The organism is Peribacillus sp. P4_C12 (assembly GCF_056402095.1).
The window spans coordinates 1-4,496 of the sequence record NZ_JBFUIB010000301.1; the positions used below are offsets into that span (position 1 = coordinate 1).

4 protein-coding genes are annotated in these 4,496 nt (G+C 32.9%); all 4 read left to right on the forward strand.

Annotated elements, in window-relative coordinates:
* Positions 1–30: 30 nt before the first annotated feature.
* Positions 31–771, forward strand: coding sequence for a polysaccharide deacetylase family protein (locus tag AC1DUW_RS21520; RefSeq protein ID WP_377443964.1), 741 nt, complete (start codon positions 31–33; stop codon positions 769–771).
* Positions 772–812: 41 nt separating this feature from the next.
* Entirely contained in the window at positions 813–962 is a 150-nt protein-coding gene (locus tag AC1DUW_RS21525) for an NlpC/P60 family protein (RefSeq protein ID WP_477643418.1), read from the forward strand.
* A 528-nt stretch (positions 963–1,490) separates the two neighbouring features.
* Positions 1,491–1,889 carry a DoxX family protein gene (locus AC1DUW_RS21530; RefSeq protein ID WP_053345524.1) on the forward strand — a complete coding sequence of 133 codons (399 nt, stop codon included), beginning with the start codon at positions 1,491–1,493 and terminating at the stop codon, positions 1,887–1,889.
* A 1,480-nt stretch (positions 1,890–3,369) separates the two neighbouring features.
* A partial coding sequence (locus tag AC1DUW_RS21535) for a LamG domain-containing protein (protein ID WP_477643417.1) occupies positions 3,370–4,496 on the forward strand: 1,127 nt, incomplete at its 3' end.

Here is a 4,496-nt window from a genome sequence, read left to right on the forward strand (position 1 = left end):
CAGGAGGGCATTATTTTGAGAACTTTATTTTTGGCTTTTTCAGTTTTCATCCTTTTTTACTTTTACGACTGTAATTACATTCAAGCTACAACCGCTAGTCGGGAGGTTTACGAAAAAACAGGAAATGTTATTTGGGAAGGGAATACCCAGGAGAAAATCGTTGCAATAACCTTTGATGATGGCCCTCATCCTTCATACACCCCTCAAATCCTTGATATACTGGCCAAATATAATGCTAAAGCAACGTTTTTTGTTTCTGGTAATAAAGTGAAAAGTTATCCCGATATTTTAGAGAGAGAAGTAAAAGAAGGTCATGAAATTGCTAATCACACTTATAATCATATTTATGACAAAAATATGAGTGCTGTATTATTATCCTCTGAATTAGATCAAACAGATAAAGTGATTTGGGAAATTGCCAAATATAAACCTTCTCTATATCGTCCTGTAGGAGGCTTTCATAACGATTTAATCATTAATACAGCTGTTAAAAAAGGGTTTAAAGTTGTCCTTTGGTCCTGGAGTCAAGACCCACAAGACTGGAAAAGACCTGCAGCTAATACAATTTCGAATCATATTATTAAATCCTTACGAGCAGGTGACATCATTCTCTTGCATGATTGGACCGATCGTCCCCAAACTGTAAAAGCACTAGAAACAACTTTGGATTATTTATATAAAAATGGCTATGAATGTGTAACGGTATCTGACTTGCTATTTCGCTCAAATAATAGCTCACCCGGTTTATTTAGGACTTTCCCTGTTAAATAAGATCCTTTCGAATATGTGGTGCAGGTCGATTACCAGAAGATATTGAAAAAGGTCATTTTGATTGCAGTGGATTCATATATGCCATGCTCAGATCAAATGGTATCATGATAGGAATTACAGACACACTCGTTAAACAAGGTAAACGAGTACCAGAAAAGGGCTTAAAAGTTGGTGATCTAAATTTTCTTTGATTCTTATAAGAAGTTCTAATCAAACACCTTGGCTTTGTACTAATTAACCGTCTGAATTACTTCGATACTGTTGATAACGCTTTTTGTTTTTCTATTGCTTTTCATGATGCTGTTATAGTAACCCTTCTAAAGAAAGATCTAGAATACCATCAAGTTGAAAATGGTTGACAAAGTCTCCCCTCTATCCACTATCCTTTATTCTTTTTCATCGTTCCTGAACAATTCTTCCTACAACCTGTTTCGAGTATTTGGGACAACAAGTTTATGGTTTTATTTAATAATGACTAGTTAACGAATACAGCAAAAAAAGTGTGATAAAAGATTTTTCTAAATAGCCCCTTGAGTTCAGTACATAATATTATCGCGCTAAAATTATGTTTGACAAAAAGGTAATAAACTATTATCTTTAATTAAAGATAATTTAATTCGAGATAATATCCAAAGATTCGTTATTTATTAATGTAAATATTTTTTTCATATATATCTCGAATTAAAGATATCTAAAAATATTACCAGGAGGAATTAAATATGATTGGTATAGGTTTATTAGTAATACGGGTAGTAATTGGTTTATCGTTTGTAGGACACGGTGCACAAAAATTATTTGGCTGGTTTGGAGGTTATGGTTTAAAGGGCACCGGCGGCTGGTTTGATTCAATTGGTATGAAGCCGGGAGTTACAATGGCTCTATTTGCTGGTCTATCAGAGCTTATTGGTGGTGCTTTATTTGCTTTAGGTCTTTTTACACCGCTCGCAGGTATTTTAATTGCCCTTACAATGTTGGTTGCTATCGTTAAAGTTCACGGAGCAAATGGCTACTGGTCAACTCAAAATGGCTATGAATATAATCTTGCAATCCTTGCCGTTGCGATTGGTGTAGCGATTACAGGAGCTGGCCAATACTCACTTGATGCCCTTTTATTTTAGCTTCTATTAAAGTTTTAAGTAAATGTAAAGGTAAGATAACGACAAGATACTGTCATCAGAAAAGCCTTACCGATAAAATGTTTCCTAATAAGTACAGGTATTAGATGGAAAAATAAAAGAGCATCGWATATTCGATGCTCTTTTTAACTAGTTAAAATGTATATAGTTTAAGAGTAATTTTGTTACCGTAAATGGTCACAAAGTATAGCTAGATTAAAAGAGACCGGTAAAATCAACAACATAATTGATTATAAAGGGATGTCCAAAATTCATAATGATTCACATCAACAATCTGAAATACTTTTGGCGATAATGATTCACATCAACAATCTGAAATACTTTTGGCGATAATGATTTTATACAAAATACGTGTTGTCTATTAGTTCCTACTTCAACCCAAAGTACAATCGTAATTTCCTTCTGGGGAATAGGGGTTGATACTTACAGATATACGATTTACTTTTCTTTTAAATGATTGTAATAAGCTTCATTTATTTCAACTTTCGTTCCTGGTTTGAATGGCTGCATCCAGTCATCTCCTCCTCTTCATTTAATTTGTTTAGTGATTACAAACAGATCATTCATTGATTATGCAATACACTACTCTATGGCCTTTTTGTATTTAACCATTCTTCTTTTTCTCGAACGTGTACTATGTATCACAATCTTTTCAATAATTTCTAGAAAAGTGTCATTCGCTAACTGTACTATTGGACTACCCTCGACTTCCTCTCTTAATGGATCAATAATGTTGCAAACCAATTCGTTTAGATACGACATTACGCTTGTTACCTGAAGCAGAAAAAATAACCAATTGTTATTTTGCTTTTTTTGTACATTATATTAGCAATTATGATTAAGAGGATTTGCAAATTTATATAACAATGAATACCTTTTTTCATTAAAGAAGTTGAACGATTAAGAGTATAGAAATTGTAAGGATATAGGAATTAAGCAGCAAATCCATAATTCATTGAACTTCTAGGCTATGCACTATTTATTCTTTACTATAAGAAAACGGAGTGGGGGAATAACCCGCTCCCTGTTTTTGCTTCTAATTATTTTTATTTATATCCCTGAATGATAGATGGCAGTTTGGTGCATCTTAGCCATTAAACTTACTTATTTTATAATAAAAAATTAAATCAAATACTAATTTGACTTCTTATATTTTTCTTCCAAAGCTGCAACTAAATTTGATATTAAATTTCTCTATATTTCTTTATAATTCCTTGTCTCCTTTGGCTTTCTTCTCATCACCTGTCTTTATTAATCCTTTAGTTTTCATCATGCATTATTTTATTCATTCCATCTAATAAGTTATAAAGAGCTAAGTGGACTATCACAGATGGATGCAAAAAGCAGAGCCTTCTGAACCAGCTTTTGTTTTTTACAAAACCTTTACTTATTTTCATGAAAGAATAAATCTATAATTGATATCCTTTATTATGTTATAAAAATTTAACGAGGTGAATGTTTTATGAGAATGAAAAAAGCATTTATTGGTTTATCGCTTTTTTGTATGATTGTTCCTGGTTTTGCTAATTCGGCAGCTGCCTCAAATTCTGTTGCTGAAAAAGATCGAAGTAATATCGTGGCAGATTGGAAATTTTCGAAACAACATGTGAAAAGCGGTTCAATCGATAAAGGCAATTTAATTATTGAAGATGCAAGTAAACAAGGAAATGATTTAGAGTTAGTAACGATTGGAGATCAAGCCTCGCCAGAATTAAAAAATATGATTAAATGGTCTGAAGAAGATTATCATAATCAAGAAAAAGTTGATAGCTTGCAATTCGCTAATTACAAAAATGCCCCTTCAGGAAGATATTTCAAAACAATAAAGGAAGCACCTATTAATAAGGAGCAATTTGATAAAGGATTTACAATCGAGGCTGTAATTAAATTACCAAATAATTTTGAAGACCGTTTACATAGCTGGATGGGAATTTTAACAAGACAAGGGCAGGCTGCTGATCTTAATAAAGTGGAAGGCGAGAAAGAAATCCTTACTACATTATCTATATCTAGTGATAAAGAAATTCAATGGACAAGTCATCCCTCTAATCTAAACTATAATGTGGGAAACTGGTCTCGTTCTTTAAATGCTGATGAATGGTATCATTTGGCGGTTGTTAATGACGGTAAAACGACCACTTTAACTGTAAATGGCATTAGTGATTATGGAAAGTCAGAAAAGGTAGTAGGCATTGCAACTATAGAAGGTAAAGGCTGGAATATCGGGGCATCTGAGTGGGGAAATGAATTAGATGCACTATTTGCAGGTAACATCCAAGAAATACGAATTGCTAATGAGGCTTTGACTGAAAAAGAATGGCTTGTTCAAGATGCTCGAGAAGACGAACCATTCAAAGGAACAAACGATAGAATTCCATTTCTAACAAACAAAAATAATTATAATTTTCTATTTGTCCCAGATACGCAAAAATATTCTAGCCAGAATCCAGAGATATTTAATAGCCAAATGAATTGGATTGCAAAAAACACTAAGAAGAACAATATTGTAATGAACACATTTGTTGGAGACATTGTCGATAGTAATTCAAAAGTGCAATGGCAGAATTCCCTTAGAGCCATTTCCTATAT

Excerpts from the sequence above, each read along its gene's own strand:
- AC1DUW_RS21530 (WP_053345524.1), top strand. The coding sequence starts at position 1,491 with ATGATTGGTATAGGTTTATTAGTAATACGGGTAGTAATTGGTTTATCG.